Annotated in this window: 19 protein-coding genes and 1 tRNA gene; 8 read left to right on the top strand and 12 right to left on the bottom strand. The window is 51.5% G+C overall.

The window, feature by feature from the left end:
- Nucleotides 1–1,216: 1,216 nt before the first annotated feature.
- The 5 genes from F454_RS0113430 to F454_RS0113410 form a co-directional block, all read right to left on the bottom strand.
- A complete protein-coding gene (locus tag F454_RS0113430; protein WP_018971172.1) occupies nucleotides 1,217–2,230 on the bottom strand; it encodes a chorismate-binding protein in 1,014 nt (337 codons plus the stop codon).
- 7 nt (nucleotides 2,231–2,237) lie between these two features.
- Complete coding sequence (locus F454_RS0113425; RefSeq protein WP_018971171.1) at nucleotides 2,238–3,251, bottom strand: hypothetical protein; 1,014 nt, start codon at nucleotides 3,249–3,251, stop codon at nucleotides 2,238–2,240.
- Between the two features lie 53 nt (nucleotides 3,252–3,304).
- Entirely contained in the window at nucleotides 3,305–4,141 is an 837-nt protein-coding gene (gene ispE / locus F454_RS0113420; RefSeq protein WP_018971170.1) for a 4-(cytidine 5'-diphospho)-2-C-methyl-D-erythritol kinase, read from the bottom strand.
- Nucleotides 4,138–4,788 (bottom strand): laccase domain-containing protein, encoded by a 651-nt coding sequence (locus F454_RS0113415; protein ID WP_018971169.1) that lies wholly within the window; start codon nucleotides 4,786–4,788, stop codon nucleotides 4,138–4,140. The genes ispE and F454_RS0113415 overlap by 4 nt, the downstream gene beginning before the upstream one ends.
- Nucleotides 4,789–5,027: 239 nt before the next feature.
- A tRNA-Ser gene (locus F454_RS0113410) sits at nucleotides 5,028–5,117 on the bottom strand.
- A gap of 377 nt (nucleotides 5,118–5,494) precedes the next feature.
- Here F454_RS0113410 and F454_RS16720 point away from each other — a divergent pair.
- Both F454_RS16720 and F454_RS0113400 read left to right on the top strand, forming a co-directional pair.
- Entirely contained in the window at nucleotides 5,495–5,623 is a 129-nt protein-coding gene (locus F454_RS16720) for a hypothetical protein (RefSeq protein ID WP_276200476.1), read from the top strand.
- A 181-nt stretch (nucleotides 5,624–5,804) separates the two neighbouring features.
- Complete coding sequence (locus F454_RS0113400) at nucleotides 5,805–6,239, top strand: MarR family winged helix-turn-helix transcriptional regulator (RefSeq protein WP_033368040.1); 435 nt, start codon at nucleotides 5,805–5,807, stop codon at nucleotides 6,237–6,239.
- 122 nt (nucleotides 6,240–6,361) lie between these two features.
- On the opposite strand, the gene recA is transcribed toward F454_RS0113400, so the two are convergent.
- The gene (gene recA / locus F454_RS0113395; protein ID WP_018971166.1) at nucleotides 6,362–7,408 is read right to left on the bottom strand and encodes a recombinase RecA; all 1,047 of its coding nucleotides are present in this window, start codon (nucleotides 7,406–7,408) and stop codon (nucleotides 6,362–6,364) included.
- A 331-nt stretch (nucleotides 7,409–7,739) separates the two neighbouring features.
- On the opposite strand from recA, the gene F454_RS0113390 reads away from it, so the two are divergent.
- Nucleotides 7,740–8,783 carry a LuxE/PaaK family acyltransferase gene (locus F454_RS0113390; RefSeq protein WP_018971165.1) on the top strand — a complete coding sequence of 348 codons (1,044 nt, stop codon included), beginning with the start codon at nucleotides 7,740–7,742 and terminating at the stop codon, nucleotides 8,781–8,783.
- Between the two features lie 78 nt (nucleotides 8,784–8,861).
- Complete coding sequence (locus F454_RS15995) at nucleotides 8,862–9,437, top strand: hypothetical protein (protein WP_018971164.1); 576 nt, start codon at nucleotides 8,862–8,864, stop codon at nucleotides 9,435–9,437.
- Nucleotides 9,438–9,448: 11 nt separating this feature from the next.
- Here the strand turns inward: F454_RS15995 and F454_RS15280 are convergent, their stop codons facing one another.
- From F454_RS15280 to F454_RS0113370, 3 genes are all read right to left on the bottom strand, one after another.
- A complete protein-coding gene (locus F454_RS15280) occupies nucleotides 9,449–10,633 on the bottom strand; it encodes a cysteine desulfurase family protein (protein WP_018971163.1) in 1,185 nt (394 codons plus the stop codon).
- Nucleotides 10,634–10,771: 138 nt separating this feature from the next.
- Entirely contained in the window at nucleotides 10,772–12,151 is a 1,380-nt protein-coding gene (locus tag F454_RS0113375) for an SPFH domain-containing protein (RefSeq protein WP_083913042.1), read from the bottom strand.
- A gap of 102 nt (nucleotides 12,152–12,253) precedes the next feature.
- Entirely contained in the window at nucleotides 12,254–13,126 is an 873-nt protein-coding gene (locus F454_RS0113370) for a bile acid:sodium symporter family protein (protein ID WP_026292906.1), read from the bottom strand.
- Nucleotides 13,127–13,689: 563 nt separating this feature from the next.
- On the opposite strand from F454_RS0113370, the gene aroE reads away from it, so the two are divergent.
- A complete protein-coding gene (aroE, locus tag F454_RS0113365; RefSeq protein ID WP_018971160.1) occupies nucleotides 13,690–14,583 on the top strand; it encodes a shikimate dehydrogenase in 894 nt (297 codons plus the stop codon).
- 12 nt (nucleotides 14,584–14,595) lie between these two features.
- Here the strand turns inward: aroE and F454_RS0113360 are convergent, their stop codons facing one another.
- The 3 genes from F454_RS0113360 to F454_RS0113350 all read right to left on the bottom strand — a co-directional run bounded on the left by F454_RS0113360 (nucleotide 14,596) and on the right by F454_RS0113350 (nucleotide 17,889).
- The gene (locus F454_RS0113360; RefSeq protein WP_156817293.1) at nucleotides 14,596–15,672 is read right to left on the bottom strand and encodes a hypothetical protein; all 1,077 of its coding nucleotides are present in this window, start codon (nucleotides 15,670–15,672) and stop codon (nucleotides 14,596–14,598) included.
- A gap of 73 nt (nucleotides 15,673–15,745) precedes the next feature.
- Nucleotides 15,746–16,612 carry an S-methyl-5'-thioadenosine phosphorylase gene (gene mtnP / locus F454_RS0113355; RefSeq protein WP_018971158.1) on the bottom strand — a complete coding sequence of 289 codons (867 nt, stop codon included), beginning with the start codon at nucleotides 16,610–16,612 and terminating at the stop codon, nucleotides 15,746–15,748.
- Between the two features lie 128 nt (nucleotides 16,613–16,740).
- The gene (locus tag F454_RS0113350; protein WP_018971157.1) at nucleotides 16,741–17,889 is read right to left on the bottom strand and encodes a citrate/2-methylcitrate synthase; all 1,149 of its coding nucleotides are present in this window, start codon (nucleotides 17,887–17,889) and stop codon (nucleotides 16,741–16,743) included.
- A 154-nt stretch (nucleotides 17,890–18,043) separates the two neighbouring features.
- Between F454_RS0113350 and tsaB the strand changes: the two genes are divergently transcribed.
- The 3 genes from tsaB to F454_RS0113335 all read left to right on the top strand — a co-directional run bounded on the left by tsaB (nucleotide 18,044) and on the right by F454_RS0113335 (nucleotide 21,000).
- Nucleotides 18,044–18,724: a tRNA (adenosine(37)-N6)-threonylcarbamoyltransferase complex dimerization subunit type 1 TsaB gene (gene tsaB, locus F454_RS15990; RefSeq protein WP_018971156.1), complete on the top strand. Its 681-nt coding sequence runs from the start codon at nucleotides 18,044–18,046 to the stop codon at nucleotides 18,722–18,724.
- Nucleotides 18,725–18,889: 165 nt separating this feature from the next.
- A complete protein-coding gene (locus F454_RS0113340) occupies nucleotides 18,890–19,654 on the top strand; it encodes an Hsp33 family molecular chaperone HslO (protein ID WP_033368035.1) in 765 nt (254 codons plus the stop codon).
- 92 nt (nucleotides 19,655–19,746) lie between these two features.
- Nucleotides 19,747–21,000 (top strand): aspartate aminotransferase family protein, encoded by a 1,254-nt coding sequence (locus tag F454_RS0113335; RefSeq protein ID WP_018971154.1) that lies wholly within the window; start codon nucleotides 19,747–19,749, stop codon nucleotides 20,998–21,000.
- Nucleotides 21,001–21,264 lie beyond the last annotated feature (264 nt).

The raw sequence follows: 21,264 nt of genomic DNA, 5'->3' as shown, positions 1-21,264 counted from the left end.
GTTTCGCCAGCTTGGTCAAGGATGCAGATAGCGTGAGAACGATCTCCAAGATCGATTCCGATCGTATGAGTGGGAATGTGGTATTTCATAGGGTGAGAAGCATAGCAGAAAACGGTTCAATGTACCGTCTTCACCTTCTCATTCTATCTTGTTATGCAAAGACAATTTAGTAGTGTTTCGACTTAGCTACGACCTGAACGTCGTCCTCGTAAAGTATCATGCCAGGTTTGTCTGTTCGGAGCATTTTGGTCTGGATATCAGAATCCTCGAGTATCGCAATAATCTCTCTAAATAGGTTGATCCAGTGTGTTGCGCTAGACTTGAACCAACATACGCCATTCACATCTATATTCTTAGTGTCGAATGGAGGACACGGCATATTTTCGTTCAGTTCGTCAAATATTTCTTGAGATGTCTTCAAGTGGTAATCAGCTAGTAAACCTTCTTCACCTAGAATTCGAAGACTGGCAACAACACCTGTGCATCGTGTTTCGCAATCGTGATCTGAAGTGACGATGAATCTTACGAAACGGCTCATGTATTTAGCATAACAGTTTACTCTTCAAACCCCTGGGCGATATGAACTGGTGTGCTGCTGTGCTGTTGCTGAGGAATTAAAAAGTGATGCATAGCTTACCACTAAAGGGCTACAGCTTACTTGTCCACCTCTAAAAAAGGGTGTTTCACTTTACTATGATACCTTGAATTTCGATATATCCATTAGATCTGATATCACTTCACGGGAGACCCAATTCATACACTGTTAACATCTTACAAAAGTTAAGAGCTTCGAATTTTGTTGCTTTTGCTGCACCTCTATTAAATCATGTTCACATGACCACATTGGGTGAGACTAGCAAAAAGCCATCGCTCCTTCGTCCATGGGTTGAGGATATTGAGCATTCGAGGGAATTGGATAGAAAAAATTAAGTTTAATTTTACTTTTGATGGTCATGATAGTTTCTGCATCGCGGATTTAAAACCATCGCACGACATATTCATTTGATTGCACTTCTTGTATGTCGATGAAGCTTCAGAAGAGTATTGCGAAGCAACGGTAGCCTTTGGCGATGAGGGAGGCTGAGTCGCGTGAGGTTGTTTTTGAAGTCAGGCGCTGGACGCAAGTTCTTCGATAGACAGCTGAAAGGGTACTTCGAGCTGAACCCTAGACGGAAGCTAGGGTGTTGGTCGGGCTTCGCCCTCCCATGACGCCTCTTCACGCTTCCATCCCAAAGCGTTGCTTTACGGCGGAGCGCTTGAGGGCTAGTTCACCCCACTCATTGGTGAGGCGTGAGGCTTCAATGACGCCACAACCAGATGGGATGGAGATTTGACTCCCCTGCCAATGGAGCCCACGGATGGCAACTACGGAGTGAAACTCGCCATCTTTGAAGAGGCCAAAGGGCGCGCCAAAGTACGCTGGTGCCTCCAGTGACTCTCGCCACTGGCGCAGCTGCGCGAGGGTTTCTTTGGTACGCGGGTGTGGCCCTAGCGCAGGGGTCGGGTGCATCTTGCGCAGGAGGTAATCGATGGGCTGGTCACCGTACATGAAGACCTCGATGGGCGTGTGGAAGTGGACGAGATTGCCTAGGTCCATGATCTGGCGGACTCTACGCTCGACCATGCCAATATCCGAAAGGCTAGCCACCAAAGTCTGCGCCACGTATTCGTGCTCGCGGATTTCTTTCTCATCGTAGACGAAAATGGAGCTTTGGTCAGCCTTGGCAGTACCAGCCAAGGCCATGGTCTTGAAGCGCCCTTTGCGTAGGTGAAACAACATTTCTGGGGTAAGCCCGGCGAAACCACGCTCTCCCTGCACCCAGGCGTAGCCGTAAAAATGTTCGTGCTTTGCGAGGAGCTTCCCGAGCAAGCTTTCAATATCCCCATCCACCAATTCTCCGCGCTCCACACACACCGGCACCGATTTCTCGATAACGCCACGCTGGATCGACTCATTGATCTCCGAGAAGACTTGGGCAAAGCCTTTGGGGTCTGGGGCAGTCCATTCGATCTGCGCGGCTTTGTAGCCCTCGAGCTGAGTTGCATTCAAACGATGGTAAGAGCTAGGAATCTTCCAAGGCTCTGGGTCGCTCAGATAAAAATCATTCACGTAAAATGCCACGCCAGACACCGGGTACTCTGCGCTGGAGCTGAAGGGGCCAAAACCAATGATCCCCTGATCACTTTCAGGTAGCTTGAATATGGCGTAGTCTGGGTGCGAGAGTGGCATGATTTTCCTAAGCAAATGCTTTCATGAAACCGACTTCCAATGCCAAAGGCTCACTGACATTGGTTTCTAGTAATTTTACCAAATCGTCCAAGGCTTCCATCCGCAGTAACAAGCTTTCAAGACTTTGGCCCTCAGCCAAGCTCATGGTCTGCTTGGCATACTGTGGGTAATCGAGGCCATCAACGCCACATTTCTGACGCACCACATCGCCCAGCCAAGCCACAAGCACCGCTAGGCATTGTCCACGCTCGAGCAAGTATTCGCTCTGCGTCAGAGCCTTGTAATGGAGGTCTCGTTGCTTGAGCCAGTCCCCCTCAGTAGCATCACGATAGGCGAGCACTTCCTCCTTCAGAGCTTGCTCGTTGAGCTTGGTGATACTTTGCTTGCGCTGATCGAGCACCTTGGTAAAGGCCGCCTTCAAGGTCAGCGCCCGACCAATCGATCCTAGACCCTCTTTCGACATTTTTGCGAGAACCTCTAGCAGCTCGGTCTCCCCCTCTTGCAGCTGCTTGCCTTCCTCCTCCATCAGAGGTAATTGAACACAGCGTGAGAGAATCGTGGGCAGCAATAGGCTGATGTTACTCGTCAGCAAGAGTAACAGCGAGTTCCTTGGAGGTTCCTCCAATGTCTTGAGGAATGCATTCTCAGCCTCCACCCCCATGCGGTCTGCTTCTAACACCACCCCAACTTTCCATTTGTCTGGATCGGATGCTTGGTAGAACGAACGCTCTAACTCGCGGATCTGAGGCACTGAGATGCGGCGAGATTTCATCACCGGACGAACGATGCGCACGAGGTCACCCTCCAGCTCATCAATCCCCGGAGTCTCAGGAGGCGGTGCCTCACCAAAGAGATCCAAACCCGAGGTCACATCATCCGAGCCATTGACTAATTCAATCATTCTAGCAGCTAAGCTTTCAGCTTGCTTGCTAGAACCTACAATGAGGAATGCGTGCCCCAGGCGTTGTCGTTCAAATGCCGATTGAACCAATTCGAATGCTTTATCCTCAGTGTATGCCATGGGTCAGTCCGATCTTCCAGTATCTCGGTAAAATAACAATGCGTAATTCTCGCTCAGCCGATTTTGACCATGCGAGTCCAGAGTGTGGAGTCAAGCTCAGCGAGAGCCTTCTCTACCAAGCCAGCCGACGCCGACGCTTCCTTGAGAATTGCCATCATCGTGGAGCCTGAGCCACTCATCAGAGCGACCTCCACTGACTCCTGCTGCTGCAACCACATCTTGATTTCAGCCAAGAAGCGATGCTTCTGAAACACCGGTCTCTCCAAGTCATTGTAGAAACTCCCGCAAGGGTGGTCTTGCACAGAATAATCGACTCCTTGGATCTCCTGCGAACCTAGCCAGGCTTGGAATGCCTTCGGTGTGCTCACCGCGAAGCTCGGCTTCAGTAGGACCGCATCCAGCTGCATGCCGAAGTCCTGCACCGGCTCGATGATCTCTCCTCTGCCAGAACAATCACAAACACCGTCATACACAAAAAATGGCACATCACTACCGATCTCTGCCGCCCATTCAGCCAAGGTCGCAGTGGCGATATCAGCAGCTTCTAATTGGTTTAAAGCGCGCAGTGCTGCAGCAGCATCACCACTACCACCGCCTAAGCCAGCAGCATGAGGCACATGCTTTTCTAATTCTATCTGGTAGGCGCACGCCAATCCAGTCTCACGCTGGAAAATACGCACCGCTTTCGAGACTAAGTTAGACTCGTCTGTTGGGACCCCCTCAGTAGCGCATGTGAGAGAATAACTAGCTGCACGAGTGAAGTGCAGCTTGTCTGCCAGACTAATCGGCGCCATCCGAGTCTCCAGAGCATGAAAGCCATCGTCACGTTTACCTAGGACCTTGAGATTCAAATTTACTTTCGCGCGGGCGAGCTCGGTATGGTCAATCATGCGTCTTTGATTTTTCCTAAAATTGCTAGCATCCTCCCGGTCGCCCCTTGCTCGACGCGGTAGGAATAGTACTGCGATAGATCTGAGCTGGTGCAGACCCCTGAGTCAATGAAGCATTTCACCCCAATCGACTCAGCAGAGGCTCGAATTTGCGCAGCAAAATCGATCTCGTAAGCAGGTGGGCGAATGCAAGGCGCTAGGCTCACCACCATGTCGGCTGGATTCGAACCAAACTCTTCGGCCATCATCCTCACAGCCACCTCTAAGATACCCAATTCGGAGCCCTTCTTTCCAGAATGCACCAGCCCCATGGCCCCCTGCACTGGGTCGACGATGTACACCGCACCACAATCCGCCACATAAATCGATAGAGCAAGGTTGGGGCAATTCGTGATCAAGCCATCCACGCCATCAAAATGACGCGGACCATCATGTCTAACGATGGCCACTCCGGCTCCATGCACTTGCTCCGCAGTGCACATTGCAGACACCTCAAAGCCAAGAGCCCGAATCGCAGTTTGGTGGCTCGGAAGCAAGGCCTGGACCGCCCTCTCGCGGTCCGTATCAAATGCTAAGCCTGGAACGCGGGCGACAAAGTCTGCGGCAAACCCCAGCTCTCTTAGTTTCTCAATGTATTCAGCCTTCATGCATTCTCTCAACGTTGATCGCAGAATGGATGATGAAGGCTGAAGATGCGAGACAATCTTGGGAAGCGCTGACTTGTCAGTCATGAGCGCGCGCTCAGAGAAGTAACGATCAGGCGATGCAATGAACCAATCCGTGTCACCAGCAAAACATTCGCCACTTTAGGCTCTCGTGCAGCTTACACACTCCGCCTGAAAACAAAAAAGACCCCAGATAGCTGGAGTCATTTTTTATTTTAAGATGGCGGACCGGGAGGGATTCGAACCCTCGATACGGTTTCCCGTATACTCCCTTAGCAGGGGAGCGCTTTCGACCACTCAGCCACCGATCCTGTGGTTCGTCCGTCGAACGTGACGGGAAGAAACCATATCAGTTTCGATCCGTCAACCCCACAGAAGAAAATTTCTAAATTTCAATTAGACCGTTCTTGCAAGCCGCCCGAAGACGCATAGGATCGCATTTGTGATGACGAAAACAGCAAAGATTCTATGCCTCTTATTATCAGTCATTTGCATGATAGGATGTGCCCACAAATCCACAAAAAAATCCCCACCCATTGTCCCAGAATTTGACCCCATAGTCGGAAAAGTTGCCGCTGTCTATCCTAAGAAAAATTATTTGCTGATCCAACAATACACAAATTTTAACTTTCAAGATGATACAATATTTTATTCTACAGGGTCAGATAAACAGGCGTTCCATCTTCAGTTGAGTGGCCAAAAGCTCAGTCAATTCTGGGTTGCAGACTTCAGTAGTGGCTCACCAGAGATCGGAGACCCGGTCTACATGCGCCGCATCAGCAGCGACGATTCTGAAGCCCCAGCAGTCAATCCATAAGGATGAACGACTTTCAGTGAATGTCTTCAAATCACTACTGACGAATAATGAAGATATTTTAAAAAAGTTTATAATATTGTTGCGATATTTTAAAAAGATGTGGTATTCTCAGAGTCCGAGTTGAGACCCTCTCTCACTCAAAACAACTAAATATAATCCTCCTATGAACACCACAGTAAATATGAACTCCGTTTCACAGCACTATACAAATGAGGCCGAGCGCCTTGCCGATTTTGTACTGTTCACTCAGCGCTCATGTATCCTAAACCTGTCATCAGAACTGCACAAAGGAAACATCTCCTTCCCGCAATTCTTTTTGATGGCATATCTCTCTAGCGAAGACTACCTGACCATGTCAGACATCGCTAAAAAGATGGGACACTCCACCGCAGCAGCCACAGGCTTGGTAGACCGACTCGAAAAACTTGGTTATGTCGAGCGCGTGCACGCAGCGGAAGACCGCCGCAAAATCATGGTACGCATCACTGCCAAAGGCACTGACATGGTATCGCAAATGCGCGGTGAAATCGTCAACAGCCTCTCTGACACCATGTCAGAAATGGACGAAGAAGAAGCGGACACGATTCGCCACGCCCAGCGCGTGATCAATCGCTAGTGTCAACCAAACACTCTTCAAGGCAACGCACCTATCAAGGTGCGTTTTTTTTTGCAAAAAAAACCACTCAAGCTACAGAAGTACGATGAGTGGTAAGAACTTATAGGGTGGTCGACTTACTCTTATTTCCCCTTCTTGTTAGCTAACTCCTGCTTCACTAGATCTTCAACTTCGGTGTAGAGCTCTTCATTTTCTTTGAGAGCCTGCTTCGCAGCATCACGACCTTGAGCGAGTTGATTTCCATTGTATGAGAACCAGCTGCCTCGCTTGAGGATGAAATTGTATTCCATCGCTAAGTCGAGCAATGAACCAACCGAAGAAATCCCTTCGTTGTACATGATATCAAATTCAGCTTCGGTGAACGGTGGTGCCACCTTATTTTTCACAATCTTGATCTTGGTTCGATTACCCTGCACCGTGCCATCCGTTGCTTTAATTTGACCAATACGGCGGATATCCACACGCACGGAGGAGAAGAATTTGAGTGCTCGACCACCTGGGGTGGTTTCTGGACTACCAAACATCACCCCGATCTTCTCGCGAATCTGGTTGGTGAAAATACAGACTGTGCGAGCCTTCGAAATGAGTGCCGTGAGTTTTCGCATCGCAGCAGACATCAAGCGCGCTTGTGCGCCGACCGTAGAATCGCCGATTTCGCCAGCCAATTCTTGCTTGGTCACGAGAGCCGCTACTGAATCGAGAACAATCACATCAATCGCATTTGAGCGCACCAAGGTTTCACAGATCTGCAGTGCTTCTTCACCCGAAGACGGCTGTGAAACTAACAAATCATCCAAGTTCACCCCTAGGCGCTTGGCATATTGTGGGTCGAGTGCATGCTCGACATCAATAAAGGCTGCGACCCCACCCTGCTTTTGCGCTTGGGCAATTGCAGTGAGAGTCAATGTCGTCTTACCAGAGGACTCAGGACCGAAGACTTCCACAATGCGCCCACGTGGAAAACCACCAACACCGAGTGCCCGGTCGATCAGAAGGTTTCCAGTAGGGATCACATCGATATCGACACGGTGTTCGTCACCCATACGCATGATCGCCGTCTCACCGAACTCCTTTTGAATGTTTCCAATGGCGAGATCGAGGTTCTTCTTGCGCGCTTCTTGAAGCTTAGCATTCGCCTTCTCCTGTGCGGCTGATTCTTTAGTAGACATATGAGTGAGTAATTCGGGTTGTTGCTTGATAGACACGGTAGTTTCTATTGCCTTGATGTCACGCAGTCTCTTTGAAAAGTTCTCTCAGGTCAAACTATAAATTGTGTTCAAAAGAACAAATTATTATTTCTGCAAACAATCGTCAACGCACCCAGAGTCCACAACCACTTAATAGTTAAACAAGTAAACACGCGGAACACCATGAATCGCCCGGCATGGAAATATGTTCATAAACACATCAATTTCAGCTCAGCGTGCCATCGTGATCGGATCTACACTTGCGAATTTTAGTAGCTTCACTTAAGGATACGTTCCTCATTCAGAGGATACCATGAGTTCGACAACCGCCTACCAAGCCATACGTGAGCAAGTGTGCCAATACATGATTGATTCGAGTTCATGCGATTTCAACACAGTGGCGCAAGCCCTGCATTGCTACCAGCTAGCGCATAACGCTCCCTATCATAAGCTCTGCCACCACGCCGGGGACTATGCGCTCACAGACTGGCGGCAACACCCCGCACTAAGCACAGACACCTTCAAGCTAGAAGATGCTCCTAGCTGCCTGGCTCCAAGTGAGCGGTCGATCACGTACATGACATCCGGCACCACGCAGGACATCCGCGGGATGCACCATTTCCGCAACACCGAGCTCTACCAGCACTCTGTGCTCCAAGCCTGGCAGCAGCTCCAGCTCCCCCCAATACGTAGTCTCTACATCCTCACAGCTCCCCCCTCTCAAGCGCCCCATTCCTCACTCTCCTCGATGATGGAGATTTTGAAACAACACCACGCCCCCGAAGCTAGCTACTTAATCGATGAAGAGCGGCTCGATATCCAGGCGCTGATCGCTGCTGCGGATCGAGGCGAAGACGTCACCCTACTGGGCACCTCCCTGGCCTTTCTCAATCTATTCGAACTTCTTGGAGATCACTCACTACGTTTCGGCAAACATTCTTGGGCCATGGAAACCGGAGGCTACAAAGGCTCTGGTAGAACACTCAGCAAAGAACACCTCTACCAACAATTCCATGAGGTCTTAGGCTTGGCCCCCGACATGGTTTGGAATGAGTATTCCATGACCGAACTCAGCTCACAATGCTACACCCAAGGCCTCGACCGAGTGCACCGATCACCACATTGGATGAAAATCCAGGTACTCTCACCTGAGACGGATCAAGCAGTCGCTCCTGGAGCAATGGGATACCTGACGATCTACGACCTAGCAAACGTCGACTCCGTGGCAGCCATTCGCACACAAGACCTCGCAATTTACCACGACGAACACCACTTCACCCTCATTGGTAGAGACCCTTCTGCGCTACCTCGCGGGTGCTCTAGAGCCATGGATGCCGCGCTCAATCAAGCGCACTAAAACCATAGAAATCATCGTGGCATAGTAATTCGCTTTACCTGAGCCCCGGCCTCGCTAAATTCCTAGCAGTCACCACTTATGCACCCATACGAAACCATTTCTCTGAGTACTGCGGGCTACGTTCTCGCCGCATGGCTCATCCTTTCCCACCTCTGGATGTTGACCAAGTCTGACCAAGCGATCAGCTTCCTTCAGACATTCCCACGCAACACCATGGCCGGCCGCATCCTCATGGCGATTGGGATGATTTGGTTCTGGCTCCTAGTCGCTCCAATTGGCACACCGCTCGAAATGGACTTAGGAGAGTTCAATGGCGCCAAGCGTATTTTATTAATCGCGGTACCAGCCGCAGCCTACTTGATGATCACCGAGGTAAAGGAATTCCTTGCCGTGCGTGGACTCGGTATTGTGAGCCTCATGGCCGCAGCGCCATTGCTAGCGGCAGCATTCCAAGAACCCGCCACCGGCAAATTACTTATCCCACTCTACGCCTACGGCATGCTCACCGCAGGCCTCTTCTTTGTAGGCATGCCCTATCTCATGCGTGATGGGATCCAATTCGCCACCAACAGCACAGCTCGCTTCAAGGCCTTCGCCGCCGGAGGCCTGCTCTATGGTATCGGTGTACTAGCCTGTAGCATTCTCTGGTACTAAGCCCAGATGGCCTAGGTATAAACCGTCACCGGCCCCACACCTGAGCTACCTTGCACACTGCGTAACTTTCGGACTGCTTTTTTGACGTACTCCACAGCTTGGTCGGTTTCCTCTTTGGTGGTAAACAATGAGAAGGAGACTCTTAAGCTACTCTTCGCCTGCTTGGAGCCAATACCCATGGCTGTCTGAACGTGTGAGGCTTGTTGCTTGCCCGTCATACAAGCTGAGCCAGCAGAGCATTGCATCCCATATTGATCGAGGAGAATAAGCAAACCAGCTGCTTCGCAGTTAGCAAACGATAGATGGCTGGTGTTTTTGACGCGATACTCTCGCGAACCATTTAAGCTCACCCCCTCGACTTCGCTGCTAAGGCGCTGCTCAAAGTGATCCCGCAGCGCAGCAATCTGATCATGCCCGTCGCGACCAAGCATCGATTGCATCATTTCAGCAGCCTTACCCAAAGCCACAATCGATGCCACGTTCTCAGTACCGCTCCGACGTCCTCCTTCTTGCCCACCTCCTAAGAGTAGCGGATTAAACGCAACATTGTTTCGGATATAAAGAGCCCCCACACCTTTCGGAGCGTGAAATTTATGGCCAGAAATAGATAGAAAGTCGATGGCTGAACCAGTCACCGACAAGGGCGTTTTCCCCACCGCCTGAATTGCATCTGTGTGGAAAGGGACCGCAGCAGCATGGGCCAATGCCGCAGCTTCCTCCACAGGCTGGATGACTCCTGTTTCGTTATTGGCCCACATCAATGTGGCCAAGGCCACGTCTCCACATGAGACAGCCGCCTCCCATGCAGCGAGATCGAGGCGCCCCTCTGCATCCACGCCCACTCTCTCGATCCTATAGCCGCGCTTTTCGAGTGCTTCGCAAACGCGCAGCACCGAGCTGTGCTCGATTTGGCTGGTGACAATCCGGCGCTTCGCCGAGTCAGAGCTCGACTCCAAAACCGAATGAATGGCACTTGTGTTGGCCTCCGTGCCTCCACTGGTAAAAACGATTTCCTCAGGCGCAGCACCGATCAAGGCCGCCACTTGTTCGCGAGCCTTCACCACAGCCTTCTTCACCAATTTGCCAGCACGGTAGCCGCTGGAAGGATTGTGGCAATGCTCAGTCAGAAACGGTAGCATCTCCTCAAGCACCTCAGGGTGCACTTGGGTGGTCGCGTTCGAATCAAGGTAAATCATAGAGGAACGCTAATTCCTTCTCTTGCTGGGTTCAAGCCTGACCTTCCCAGTACCGATCAAATAAAAACCACCACCTAGCCATTGCCAAGTGGTGGTACCTTCTCAATCGATGGATTGCTATTCAGATTATCAAGGCCTTTAGCGCGTAATCTGACGGTCGTAGCTCAGTCGCTTAGCCGCATCTAATGTGAGCATCTGCATGAAAGCCTTGGTCTCGTTATCATTGCCTACTGGAGCAGCACCAGTGCCACCACCACCAAAGACATTCGTCGGCACGTTGCGCTTCGCAAAGGCCTCAGCCCACAGCCCCTGAATGCGCACTTCAGCTTCCAGCTTCTGCGCCAGTGCGTTATCCGCCTCGAGAATCACCCTCTTCTGGTATGCCTCAGCTTCTGCAAGGGTGCGCTGGGTTTCAGCTTCGATCTTCGCTTTCTCAAAATTGATCTGCGCTGTGTCTTTAGAAATGGCAGCCTCCTCCTTGATTTTGTTCGCAGAAGTGATCGCAAGTTGCTTTTCTGTCTCTGCTTCGGTCGTCTTTTGGATCTGCTCTACCTTGGCCTCAGCCTGGCGCTCAGCAACCTCGCGCTCGCCTTTGGCGATAGCGAGTAGGCGTTGCTCTTCCTCCTGCACGCGCTGCTCACGTGCAATGGCTCGGTCGGCAGATGCTTTTTGCTTGAGCTGCATGCGCTCAATGAACTTTTGGTTCGGTCGCATGTCAGTCACCAAAGCGGATACCACGGTGATACCAAAATCAATAAATCGCTGAGATTTTCGCTTAGGCTGGCCATTTTCATCCAGCACTTTTTTCACTTGAAACACAGTCTTCTGGTCTTCCCCGTATTGCTGCTGGTCCGTGCCAAGCGCTGCGTTGGCTGAGCTTGTGGCCGTGCGGTTCGATTTCACAACAACCTCTTCTCGCTTCACCAAAAAGATCCCATTACTCATCTGATTCTCAAACTCCGAGTTGAACTCAGTACGGCCACCTGCGTAGTACTCCTCCGCAGCCATAAGTGAAGCATTCGCCTGCAAGGTTTCTTTGAACGCTGGCAACAACGCTGTGCGCAGCAAATTCTCTGGCGAACGGTATTCATGAGCCAACTTCAAAAATGAGCTTTCGTCTGATGGAATCGAAAATCGCACCGTAGCTTCAGCATGCGCATCCACTTGATCCAAAAACATGATACCCAATGGCGGGAGATTCGCCGATGCTTGATTCGACTCGCTTTCCGCATTGAAGGCTCCCTTTCTCAAGATCCCATTGCCCTCCGCTGACGCCTGAACAGTCATGGCCCGCTTCCACGCATTGTATCTACCAAATGGGTAAAACTTATAACCCACATCAGTCACCACCGCTTCCGTACCCGTCACCGTTCTAACATGATATATGTATCCTGGCTCAGCGTAAAATATTGACTGGCTCAACACATACAGCACCACCAGTACAACCACTCCTATTCCTATCACCTTTGCCAACAACATTGCAGGCAAACTCTTGTTCTTCGTATTTATTACTTCCATAATTTTCACATGTAACACGACATCATTATCGCTTGATGTGTTAGATTAAAGCTCTTCAATACGCTAATCCGATACTATAATTTCATTCCAATTTTCTAATGCCTACGCCGCGGGCTGCCCAACGCGACGCTTCGCCAATGCCACCACAAGAAAAGCAGGAACCATCATCCACAAACTGTAGACCATCGGGGCAATACTCATGACCTCGCTCTTCAACAGCTCCATAGTCACCAATAAGGCAATGGTACCATTCTGTAAGCCAACCTCTAACATCACGCAGGTACTTTGCCCGCGATTGAGCCTTGCGGCACGAGCCAAGAACACACCGAGCAACATCCCAGCGATATTCAAAGTCACGCATGCGGGTCCTACCATCGCCATGTAGCCCGTCATCTTATCATGCCCGAGTTCTAGATACAGAGCGATAATGACAAACGCGAGGACAGCTGAGGACAGCTTGCGTACAATCGACTCGATCAGGCCTTGCTTCTTTTGGGTCCGACGACGCAAGAACATCCCGATCAACACAGGCACAACGGACACGACTAAAAGCTTGGTAACGGTAGCTCCCACTGGCAGGTCAAAGCCTGAGTGCTCGAGACCTTGCCAGCCAATCCCCCAGGCCAAAATCAAGGGTATAGTGAAAGGAGTGATGAATCCTACGATTGCAGTCAGGCTCACCGAAAGCCCAACATCGCCTTTCGCTAGATAGGTGAAAAGATTGCTCGTCACACCACCTGGACAAAGGGCAACCACCAACAAGCCCAAGCCTAATGCTCCGCTGAGTCCATACATATTGATCACTGCAACAGCGAGCAATGGCAACAAGATCAATTGCGCAAAAACACCCACGAAAAACGCCTTGGGCACACGCATCACATTCTTAAAATCCGACCACTGCAAACTCATCCCCACACCAATCATCACGAGGATCAAGGCTACCGGCAGTCCAATACTTATTAACTTTTCAAACATACGTTACATCTAGATAGAAGCTCCTCTTATAACGCCCACCTCCAAAACTCAACACCGATCTATCAAGCTCCTAACCTGGGCGTCTCTATACTCCCTCCATCCATCAATGCACAGCTGCCATCACACTATTTTTTTTGGCCAATCTAAGCTCTACTCTGCCACTCAAAATCTCTTTATTTATTTACGACACGATACGACTCAGACCCCTTAATCCTTCATCCTCAAAAAACTACATCTTTCATCAAATTCACTTATCCAAAAAACTACTATTTTAAACAGATCATGATAACTGATTTAAAACAGCACCCTAACAGATAAACCAACAATTAGTCATTGATCTTAAGATAAGTTTTGCTATCTATTCGCCACATCAGTGGGCACCAGTAATTCTTCCTGAAATACCGATATCTTCATGGATAGTTTTTTACAATTTGGTCTGCTGGGATCGAACAATAGATCCATCTGGGGGGAACGGATCTATTGTCCCAGCAGACCTCTTCTGTTTTAGCGAATCACCTATCAATATGCTGGTGTTCAGCTGAAAAATCTCACACATTGCGCGCATGAAGCACGTCTACACACTTGACGATCTCTCCACAGCAGCATTTCCCCAGGCCATGCCACACGCGAAACTCGCAGTCATTGGCTACCCGATCAAGCATTCGGCCTCCCCTCAAATGCATCAGGCGGCCCTAGATCAAGCAGGCTACCCGCATCAATACATTCGAGTCGAAGTCGAGCCAGGTAAAGTGCACCAATGCTTTGAACGCATGGAAGCCCTCGGCTTCATCGGCTGCAACGTCACCGTCCCGCATAAACTAGAGGCGATGGAGCTCTGCGACACACTCACTGAGGACGCCATCGCGCTGGGTGCAACCAACACCATCCAGTTCAGCGAGGGAAAACGTATAGGCCATAACACCGACGGCCCCGGCCTAGAACGCGCGATTTTAGAAGATTTCGGCAAACCATTGAGTGCGCTCCGAGTCCTCCTGCTTGGAGCCGGTGGTGGGGCGGGTCGCGCCATCGCTACCCAATGTGCTCGCCTCGGCACACCTGAATTGTTTCTTTCCAATCGCACCATTTCAAAGATCGAAGGAATTGCCTCCGATTTGCGAGAGTATGCTCCTGGCTCTCAAATCCACACCATTTCGAATGATGACGCCTCTTTGTTAGAAGCAGCCTGCAAGGCGGACCTCATCATCAACTCCACCTCACTAGGGCTCAAACCAAACGACCCCTTGCCAATTCCGGCTTCCGCATTGGAGGCTCGCCACTTGGTCTACGACGCTATCTACAGCCCTGCCGTAACTCCACTCCTAGAATCTGCAGCCAAACGCGAGGCTCAGACGGCCAACGGCTTGAGCATGCTACTCCATCAGGGAGCCCTCGCTTACGAATTTTGGTTGGGCTCCGCAGCAGACACCGGCGCGATGAGGCGCGGCCTAGGCCTCTAACGCGCCAGTCGGCTACTTAGATTTTACTGGATCATAATACATCCAGTGGAATTGCTGCACGCTCGTGATCTCTAGCTCACGGCTATGATCATCCCCCTCTTTCCACACCAAGGAACAACGGGCGCGGATCAAGCCAGGGCCATCAAGCTCAATGCTATCATCGCCCGCCTTCCGCGGTTGCTCATGCTTGTTAAACTCATTGACGAGCTCACTGTAGAGATCGCTTCCCTTTTTCACCTTGATGTTAGGTGAAGCAACTCCACGCAGCGAGATCTCCATTTCAGGACGATACGCCACAATCAACAATTCTCCGTTTTCCCCCTTCACACTCTTCTTTCTTAGATAGAGGTCGAAATACGCTTCTTTGCCGAGGGTCTTGTAGTTCAGGAAACTTTGGAAGCCGCGACCATTGTATCGCGTGTGTTGATCCCAGTCCAATCTCCATTGTTCGTCCACCATCCAGAACACCGCCTCAAAGCGCTTCTGGTTGGCATCTCTGATCACCAATAAAACACGGTCGTGTTCGCCGCTATCATCAAACATACTTTCCTCCAACTGGTAGGGCTTTTGTAATTCATTCACCCTCTTACCGACATCGGAGTTCTTTAGCTTCACCACCGCTTGCACGCCTCCACACACATACTCTGACGCCTCTTCAGCGGTGCTCGCCTGGTCGTATCGTGTGTAGACATTCCCGCATTCACCGATCGCGATGCTCTGCATGCGTTGTTCAAGCCATTCGTTATTCTCCCTTTCCTCCTGAACACTCAGCTTATTTTGGGTCTCACGCTCATTGTAGAGGGCGACTCCAACGCCAACTCCCAAGAGGCCAATCCAGAATACCACAGCATAGATGCGCTGCTTTTTGCGGCGGGCTCGCTTCATCGACACAAAGTCTGCCACGTCCTTACCGGGCACACCCATCACACTATCTGAATTAGAATTCACAGTACTTACATGCTTGGTTGATTCTTCAGGAAATGGGCTCTGTCCACAGTGTGGGCACTGCATGCTCGGTGCAAGCGGCGGTACCGCCGTAAACACTTCGTCGCAGGCTGCGCAATGGTGAAGTCGATTGCTAGAACTCATGATCAATAAGTCACATCAGACTAGTATGATACCCGCAGATGACAACCTTCAAATCCGCCGATCTCAGACTGTTCTAACAATAGCTTTTAAGGATAGGTTCCAGCTGCTTCACTGTCTGCTCTGGCCAGTGCTCTTTTGGAGTAAGAATCGCATATTCAAGCGCCCCATGCTCTGGCCATTTAGCCTCCAGTGGGATGCTTTGAACGGCATGGCAAATGACGCGCTGAGCCAAGACTGCATTCGCCTTTAAATGGCTCACCACCGTCTGCACATCGACCGCATCGTGACCCGGGTGCCAACAATCATAATCGGTAATCATCGAGAGTGTCGCCATGGCTATCTCAGCCTCTCTAGCAAGTTTCGCCTCAGCTAGGTTGGTCATGCCGATCACATCAAACCCGAGCTGTCGGTTCGCCAGACTCTCAGCCTTGGTCGAGAATGCTGGGCCATCCATATTCACATAGGTGCCACCATTGTGGACCACCGCGCCTTCAGCCAAACAAGATTGATGGAGAATGTCCCTCAAGCCGGCACTGACTGGCTCAGAAAAGCCAATATGCGCCGCAATCCCATTACCAAAAAAGGTGTGCTCGTTGCGACGGCTGGTACGATCAAAGAACTGATCTGGAAGCACAATATGGCGCGGCACATACTCTTCCTTCAGACTCCCCACAGCGGTCACACATATGATGAACTCCACCCCCAGTGACTTCAGCGCCCAGATGTTCGCGCGATGGTTGATCTCATGAGGCAGGATATTGTGCTTGCGCCCATGCCGTGGCAAAAACCACACCTTGCGGCCAGAGATCTCACCGCCGACCAACACATCAGATGGCGCACCAAATGGCGTCACTACCTCGCGGCGCTCCGTCTCCACAAATCCATCCATCGCATAGAGGCCGCTGCCCCCAATCACACCAATTGCTGCTTCATTCATCATTTAATCTAACTGAAATTTTATCTCTACATCAAGTACACTAACATCAAACCCATGAACACCTTAAAACAAAAAATGCCAGCCTCCCGACTCGGTCAGGGGCTGGCATAGAAAAGGTGAATTCAGATCACTTAGACAAGCTGAGCCGAACGCTCTGCAATAGGTGCCACTGGCGAGAGTGTCGCAGGACCCACATACTTGGTAAGCGGGCGGTAGAGGCGGTTGTCTTCGAGCTGCTCGAGAACCTGTGCAGTCCAACCAGACATGCGAGAGATCGCAAAGATTGGAGTGAAAAGGTCAGTTGGGATGTCGAGTGAGTAGTACACTGTCGCGGAGTAGAAATCCACGTTTGCGTTGAGTCCCTTGCGCTCGCGCATGATGGTGGCGATTCGCTCAGACATGTTGATCCACTTCGATTCACCGAGTTCCTCAGTGAGCTTGATAGCCATCTTCTGAAGGTGTGGAGCGCGTGGGTCGAGCACCTTGTATACGCGGTGACCAATTCCCATGATCTTCTTCTTGTTGACCAAGCAATCTTCTACGAATGCATCGACAGCTTCTTCGCTACCAATTTCATTGAGCATGTTGATCACACCTTCATTTGCACCACCGTGGAGTGGGCCCTTGAGTGTGCCGATCGCTGATGTCATGGCGGAGTAGAGGTCAGAAAGTGTGGCCACTGTCACGCGAGCAGAGAATGTGGAAGCATTCATGCCGTGGTCAGCGTGCAGGATGTATGCGATGTCGAGCGTGCGAGCTGCGGCTTCAGATGGCACTTCACCACCATTGATGAGGTAGAGGAAGTGAGCTGCTTCAGAAAGGTCCGTACGAACTGGTGGAAGTTCCTTACCCTGGCGGATGAGGTGGTAGTAGGCCACGATCACTGGAGTCTTTGCCACGAGTGATAGCGCCACTTCGTGGTTCAGTTCCTGGTTAGGCTCACCAATGAGTGCGCGATCATCAAAGATACCGAGCATGGAAACTGCGGTGCGGAGCACATCCATTGGCACTGCGTCCGCTGGAAGCGTCTTAAGGAACGACACCAACTGTTCAGGAAGCTCACGGTCGTTGCGAAGCTTGCCTTCAAAGGCAGCAAGTTGCTCAGCAGTAGGGAGAGAACGGTAGTGAAGAAGGTAAGTCACCTCTTCAAAACTGCAATTTTCCACAAGGTCATCAATGTTGTATCCCAAGTATGACAACGTACCTTCGAGACCTTCTACCTTTGACAAGGCAGACTCGTTGGCTACTACTCCTTCTAAACCTTTTGCGTAATCGCTCATAACTGTTCTGGTGAAATTTTTTATCCTCGGTTACTGTCCCCGCGGATGCTGTAAGAGACAAACATATCGTGATACATACTAGCAAGAGTGAATGTCTCCGATTTGTAAAGTTTCTGCACCTTAACTATGAATATTATTCAACTTAGCTAACACCGTGTATCATCTACTCGCCATTGAAACTAGCATCCCCAATGCCACAATTTCGTTAAAAGTTGGTAACCATTCGCCAGTTACTAAACAATTTGAGAGCCACCGCCAGCAAAACCAATTACTCTTTCCCCCTCTGCAAGAGCTACTTGAGCTAATCCCGGAAGGCGACTCACTCGACGCCATCATCATTGGCACCGGTCCAGGCTCCTACTCAGGCTCACGCATCGCCATCGCCGCGGCGCTAGGTGTGGCTTCCATTCATAGTTGCCCAGTCGTGGGCCAGTCCTCATTGCTCGCGCACCCCCTCGCCCATGATGAAGCACGATTCCTAGCCACCGGCGATGCACGCCGTGGTGCCTTCTACATTTCTGAAGTCCAAAGGGGCCAGCTACCGAGCGAGCCACAACTCCTCGAGCGTGAGGACTTCGAAACCAAAGTGCAGCAAGCAGACTGCCCCGTAGTCACCATCGATCAAAAGCTTGATTGGCTGGGTGATCTAGAAATCACCGCCTGCCAGCCCACCGCTGCAGATCACCTGCGCGCGTGGGAATCCTGGGATGAAGCCACCCGCCACAAGCTCCTCGCCACTCCCGCCGAGCCAGCCTATCTACGCGCCCCCTTCATCACCAAAGCAAAGCCAGGACACCCACTCCTCCGCGGCAAAGTCAACAGCAACAAACGCTGACTAGAATTCAGACTTCACAAATCGCTAGCTTGGCACTAGACGCATCGTTAATCATAAGCGATACTCCCGCCCCGCATGCTCACCGCTGTGAGTAGCAGTAGCCTCCACCATGGAGCTCAGCTCCTGCACCCAAATCTTTTTCAACCAGATAGCACTTTTTTCACTATGGAAGCAGTAGACGAATACACCAAGATTGAATCGCACTTCATCAGAGGCCGCAACGCCCTCATGGTGAGCGGCAATTTCAGCGCCATTTACACAGACTACTACCTGCACCTGATGGACAACAAGCTGCGCCACAAAGAGCAGCTAGACACCCTACTCAAGGAACAGCTCAGCTTCCTCACCCTCCACCTCGTGGCCCGCCCATGGGCAGAGACCGTTGCCTGGACGGTGAACCTCCGCGCCCCGCGCGTCAATGTCTTCGTCACCGGAGGCTCAACCGAAGAATCCATCACAGGACACCTCTTCACCGAGGGAGTCAAAGAAGCCCCACGCAGCACCCTTCACAGCCAGACACTCGTCGCCGGTGCCGAAGGCAGACGATCCGCGGTAGAACTCGAAGACAACGATCCAGCCAACTGGATTGAAACGTACTACACCCAAAGCGAACAACGCCCTGCTCGCGCCTTCCGCCTGCCCGATGAAAAGTTCGTGCTCATTGCCGCACAACCTGACTGCGATATCGAGTGGCTCAATGAACTGACCGACGAAAAGGTCGCCACATTGCTAGACGACGAGGCGCACAAGCTACTGGAAACCCGACGATTCAGATTCCACTGCGGCTGCTCGCCCGAGCGCTTTCTACCATCTCTGGCACAATTCAAAGGAAACCCAGACGCCCTCTTTCAAGGGGACGCAGGTCTCGAGATCATTTGCCCACGATGCGGAGCCAAACACATCATCACTCCAGACATGTTCGACGAGTAAAGGATGCAGTAGAGAGTAGAAAGAAGTTCTACGACAACGCCACTCCCCCCCATACCAAATCACCAATTTCAAATTACAAATCACACCTTGTAATGACCACCCACGACCAATTCACCAACTACGTCCTACCGACCTACGGTAGATTCCCCATCGTCCCGGACAAAGCCCAAGGCACCCACCTCTGGGACTCGGAGGGCAACAAATACCTCGACTTCTGCACCGGCATCGCCGTGTGCTCGATCGGCCATTGCCACCCGAGACTCACCCAAGCGATCCAAGAACAAGCGAGCAAGCTCATGCATTGCTCCAACCTCTATGAGATTGCCGAGCAAGGGGAACTCGCTCAAACCATCGTCGAGGACTTCGTCAAAATCCCCGGTAAAATCTTCTTTGCCAACTCAGGAGCAGAAGCCAATGAAGGCCTCGTCAAGCTCGCTAGAAAGTTTGGCCACACCAAGCCAGCGGCCTCCGGCGAAGCACGTCATGAGATCATCACCTTTGGCAATTCCTTCCACGGCAGAACCATGGGATCACTCTCAGCCACTGGCCAGCCGGCCATCCAACAAGGCTTCGCCCCCATCCTCGAAGGCATGCAATATGCGGAGTTCAATCACCTTGAATCCGTCAAAGCACTGATTAGCGATAAGACCGCAGCCATCCTCCTCGAACCCGTTCAAGGAGAAGGTGGGGTCAACCCAGCCAATGCGGAATTCCTCAATGGCCTCGCAGCCCTCTGTAAAGAGCACGACCTCCTCCTGATGTTCGATGAAGTCCAAGCCGGATTCGGCAGACTAGGCGAAGACATGGCATGGAGAGCCATCGCTCCAGAGCTAGAACCAGACGCCATTTCATGGGCGAAGGGCATGGGCGGCGGCTTCCCAATCGGCGCCTTCTGGATCAGCGACAGACGCATCGACCCCGACACCACTCTGAGTTCGCAGCTCGGCCCCAAAACCCACGGTTCCACCTATGGAGGCAACCCACTTGCCTGCGCTGCCTCACTCGCCGTGCTCGCCGAGATCAAAGAAGCAGGACTCTGCGACAACGTGAAGGCCAGAGAAGCGCAGATCCGCTCCGCGATTGAGAGCTGGAATCACCCAGCCATCTCAGAGCTCAGAGGCAAGGGCCTGCTTCTCGGCTTTGGCCTCAACCCAGAGGCTCTGACCTTCCCATACGGACAAACTTCCGCACTCGCCCTCGTGCTCAAGCTCACCGAGCTCGGCCTCCTCACCGTGCCTGCCGGCGCCGACACCCTGCGTTGGCTCCCGCCACTCAATGTCACCGAGGAAGAAGTCGACCAAGCTCTCGCGCTCCTCAAGCAAGCACTCGAGGCCCTCAGCGCCTAAGGCTCCTCCGACCATTCAACAAACACACAAAAACCTAGGGCTCCTTGAGCTCCCTAGGTTTTTTTCGTGACTGATGTACGAAGCCTATTCCTCCCCTATTCTTAGACAGACTAAATACAGAGGATCGTTGATGCCACAGGGCTTCCCGTGTTACAATCTGCTCTATGTCCTCCCCTAGAACCCTAGCGCCTTGGGTCGGTAAAGAACTCAGGCCCGCCATCTACCACTGTGTCTCGCGTGTCGTCGACCGACAATTCCTCTTCG

The sequence above is a fragment of the Rubritalea marina DSM 17716 genome (assembly GCF_000378105.1).
GTDB lineage: Bacteria > Verrucomicrobiota > Verrucomicrobiia > Verrucomicrobiales > Akkermansiaceae > Rubritalea > Rubritalea marina.
This window is presented reverse-complemented; position numbering and strand designations above follow the sequence as displayed.

Bases quoted from the DNA above. Each gene is read 5' to 3' on its own strand.
- F454_RS0113340 (WP_033368035.1), top strand. From the start codon at position 18,890: ATGGAAGCAGTAGACGAATACACCAAGATTGAATCGCACTTCATCAGA.
- recA (WP_018971166.1), bottom strand. From the start codon at position 7,408: ATGTCTACTAAAGAATCAGCCGCACAGGAGAAGGCGAATGCTAAGCTT.
- F454_RS0113360 (WP_156817293.1), bottom strand. From the start codon at position 15,672: ATGAGTTCTAGCAATCGACTTCACCATTGCGCAGCCTGCGACGAAGTG.
- ispE (WP_018971170.1), bottom strand. From the start codon at position 4,141: ATGATTGACCATACCGAGCTCGCCCGCGCGAAAGTAAATTTGAATCTC.
- F454_RS15280 (WP_018971163.1), bottom strand. From the start codon at position 10,633: ATGATTTACCTTGATTCGAACGCGACCACCCAAGTGCACCCTGAGGTG.
- F454_RS0113425 (WP_018971171.1), bottom strand. From the start codon at position 3,251: ATGGCATACACTGAGGATAAAGCATTCGAATTGGTTCAATCGGCATTT.
- F454_RS0113375 (WP_083913042.1), bottom strand. From the start codon at position 12,151: ATGGAAGTAATAAATACGAAGAACAAGAGTTTGCCTGCAATGTTGTTG.
- F454_RS0113415 (WP_018971169.1), bottom strand. From the start codon at position 4,788: ATGAAGGCTGAATACATTGAGAAACTAAGAGAGCTGGGGTTTGCCGCA.
- aroE (WP_018971160.1), top strand. From the start codon at position 13,690: ATGAAGCACGTCTACACACTTGACGATCTCTCCACAGCAGCATTTCCC.
- F454_RS0113430 (WP_018971172.1), bottom strand. From the start codon at position 2,230: ATGCCACTCTCGCACCCAGACTACGCCATATTCAAGCTACCTGAAAGT.
- F454_RS0113390 (WP_018971165.1), top strand. From the start codon at position 7,740: ATGAGTTCGACAACCGCCTACCAAGCCATACGTGAGCAAGTGTGCCAA.
- F454_RS15995 (WP_018971164.1), top strand. From the start codon at position 8,862: ATGCACCCATACGAAACCATTTCTCTGAGTACTGCGGGCTACGTTCTC.
- mtnP (WP_018971158.1), bottom strand. From the start codon at position 16,612: ATGATGAATGAAGCAGCAATTGGTGTGATTGGGGGCAGCGGCCTCTAT.
- F454_RS0113350 (WP_018971157.1), bottom strand. From the start codon at position 17,889: ATGAGCGATTACGCAAAAGGTTTAGAAGGAGTAGTAGCCAACGAGTCT.
- F454_RS0113335 (WP_018971154.1), top strand. From the start codon at position 19,747: ATGACCACCCACGACCAATTCACCAACTACGTCCTACCGACCTACGGT.
- F454_RS0113400 (WP_033368040.1), top strand. From the start codon at position 5,805: ATGAACTCCGTTTCACAGCACTATACAAATGAGGCCGAGCGCCTTGCC.
- F454_RS0113370 (WP_026292906.1), bottom strand. From the start codon at position 13,126: ATGTTTGAAAAGTTAATAAGTATTGGACTGCCGGTAGCCTTGATCCTC.